This window comes from Pseudoalteromonas sp. S1609 (assembly GCF_005887255.1).
In the GTDB taxonomy this organism is placed as follows: domain Bacteria; phylum Pseudomonadota; class Gammaproteobacteria; order Enterobacterales; family Alteromonadaceae; genus Pseudoalteromonas.
Map to the genome: position 1 here is coordinate 1 of NZ_PNDJ01000108.1, position 2,873 is coordinate 2,873.

Sequence of the window (2,873 nt, forward strand, 5' to 3'; positions counted from 1 at the left end):
AGACACAAGGGATTTAAAATCCCTCGACTAACAAGTCGTGCCGGTTCAAGTCCGGCCTCGGGCACCACTTTTAATTATTGACCAAGTTAATTAAAAGTTTGATAAATACTTATTTTATGGCACTAACTCAGTTGCCAGAACGTTTTACCGCGACATGGTCGCGCACCAACGTACAAATTACTGATAAAGTTTTATGCGGCACTAGCTCAGTTGGTAGAGCGCGACCTTGCCAAGGTCGAGGTCACGAGTTCGAGCCTCGTGTGCCGCTCCAAATTATTTGATATGTTTAGGCGGAATGGCAGAGTGGCCATGCACCGGATTGCAAATCCGTTTACCCCGGTTCGACTCCGGGTTCCGCCTCCAAATAATTACTCCACACGCTTTAACTAGCAAACTCGATGCCCGAGTGGTGGAATTGGTAGACACAAGGGATTTAAAATCCCTCGACTAACAAGTCGTGCCGGTTCAAGTCCGGCCTCGGGCACCACTTTATACTTTACTTGTTTATTCTAGTTTAACTATTCTTTGATTAAACCATTAATTATAAAATCGCATTATCAAACTAGTATCTTATTCCTTACACAAAATTATTTCGTTTGTTTAAAACCTTTATGTCTCACATTTTTTAAAAAGCCTATCCCATCAATGTATTACCTTTGATCTTTTTTATAGCTAAACTTGACGGTAGCTATAGAAAAAACTCTCATTTAGAACAAAACACTAAATTTAAGCTTTGCTATATAAGACTTTTATACCTCAAAATAGACTACCTAATACTAAGCGGTTTATATAAAAAGCAGTGGTATAAGGCTCTTAAATGGAGGTGGTGGCTGTGCTTCGTTTGATACATAAGCGAAAGTCGGCATACGCTTATTTCTATTAACATTATCACAATGTCACAAAATTTATTAAGAGTATTGATGTAAACTGCTTAACTAATCGCTTATAAGGGGGTATGAGAAGTTTGATGATGCTGTTACTAGGAATATAAAGACGAGGCTTATACCAATCCACAATAATACTTAATCATTTTGAGAGTCGAAACCTGACGCTAATTACGTTAAAAATTCCTCATATAGAACAACTAAACATCGAAATTGTTGCTTTGCTATTAACACGATTTCTCTACCTCAAAATAGACTACTTAATTAAACGAATGGGTACTAGACAATAAAAAACCCGAAATGGCCATTGCCGTTTCGGGTTTTAACTTAAATCTCTTTAAAGTTATTTGTGCCAAATACCTTTCGGAATAGTTTTATTAAGCTTGTTGTTTTTACTTGGATCAAACGTCGGTAACTTTCCAGCACGTCGTTGAGCGTTGTAATCTTTGGCAAGCCATACCACAACTCCTGAGAGCATAAATAGCGCGATTACGTTTACAATCGCCATTAGGCCCATAGACACATCAGCTAGAGTCCACACTAATGGTAATTCACCAAGGGCACCAAACATCACCATACCTAACACTAATAATCTGAAGATCAGCATGCCAGATGCGTGGTTATGCTCTAAAAACAATAAGTTCGTTTCTGCATAAGAGTAGTTAGCTACAATTGATGTAAAAGCAAAAAACAAAATAGCGACTGCAACAAATATTGCGCCCCAGCTACCAACATGCTCCTCAAGCGCTGCTTGTGTAAGTGCTATACCCGTTACATCAGAGCCTGGTACTAACTGTTCTGATAATAAAATAAGAGCAGCGGTAGCTGTACAAATTATAATAGTATCTACAAATACACCTAGCATTTGTACATAACCTTGTGATGCAGGGTGAGGTGGGTTAGGAGTTGCAGTTGCTGCAGCGTTAGCTGCGCTACCCATACCCGCTTCGTTTGAGAATAACCCGCGCTTGATCCCTTGGATCATTGCTTGCATTACACCATAACCAATTGCACCAGCGCCAGCTTGTTCAAGACCAAAGGCACTTCTAATTACATGCATAAATACATCAGGCAACTCAGTGTAATTTACAGCACATATATACAGTGCAACAATTAAGTAGGCAGCGGCCATAAATGGCACTGCTAATTCAGCAAATCGTGAAATTGTTTTTAGGCCACCAAATATGATGATGCCCGAACCAATTACAAGTGCAATACCTACTATATAGTTAGGAATACCAAAGGCGACTTCAAAAGCTGCAGCGATAGAGTTTGACTGTACCGCATTAAAAACTAAACCAAAGGCTAAAATTAAACATAGTGAGAACACGATGCCCATCCAGCGCTTGCCAAGTCCGTATTCCATATAATAAGCAGGGCCTCCACGGAAGTTGCCTTCTTCATCGCGTATTTTGTAAGCTTGAGCCAATGTGCTTTCTGCAAAACTAGTGGCCATACCGATCAAAGCAATTAACCACATCCAAAAAATAGCACCAGCACCACCTAAATAAAGTGCGACTGCAACACCTGCCATATTACCGGTACCAACACGGGCGGCTAAAGAAGTACAGAAAGCTTGAAAAGAGGAAATACCGCCATCTGACCCTTGGCGACTTTGAAACATGACTTTAATCATGTGTGGGAATTGTACAAATTGGATGAAACCAAGACGTATGGTAAAAAATAGCCCAGCGGCTATTAATAAGTACACTAAAATATGACCCCATAAGAGACCACTTATACTATTTATTATATCTGTCATGTGTGTTGCCTAGTGAACGAGTTGTAAATATGCGCCGCAACTTACCACAAGCAAGGTAAATAGTTTAGTAAACAGCGCAAAAAAATGAGTTATCCACAGGGTTTTGGGGGTATCTTGTGTTTCTGGGTGGGGTATCTTTGGGGTAAAAATTAAATGCAAAAAAGCGTTTAAAAACGCTTGCGTTAAAATCGATTCGCCCTATAATGCGACCCCACTGAGACGGCAGA

1 protein-coding gene and 3 tRNA genes are annotated in these 2,873 nt (G+C 39.9%); 3 read left to right on the forward strand and 1 reads right to left on the reverse strand.

Annotated elements, in window-relative coordinates; translation table 11 throughout:
* Positions 1 to 195: 195 nt before the first annotated feature.
* The 3 genes from CWB76_RS18865 (at position 196) to CWB76_RS18875 (ending at position 487) form a co-directional block, all read left to right on the forward strand.
* A tRNA-Gly gene (locus tag CWB76_RS18865) sits at positions 196 to 271 on the forward strand.
* An 18-nt stretch (positions 272 to 289) separates the two neighbouring features.
* Positions 290 to 363 (forward strand) — tRNA-Cys (locus CWB76_RS18870).
* A gap of 37 nt (positions 364 to 400) precedes the next feature.
* Positions 401 to 487: transfer RNA gene (locus CWB76_RS18875), tRNA-Leu, on the forward strand.
* A gap of 740 nt (positions 488 to 1,227) precedes the next feature.
* Here the strand turns inward: CWB76_RS18875 and CWB76_RS18880 are convergent.
* Positions 1,228 to 2,646 carry an alanine/glycine:cation symporter family protein gene (locus CWB76_RS18880; RefSeq protein ID WP_010391487.1) on the reverse strand — a complete coding sequence of 473 codons (1,419 nt, stop codon included), beginning with the start codon at positions 2,644 to 2,646 and terminating at the stop codon, positions 1,228 to 1,230.
* Positions 2,647 to 2,873: the final 227 nt, after the last annotated feature.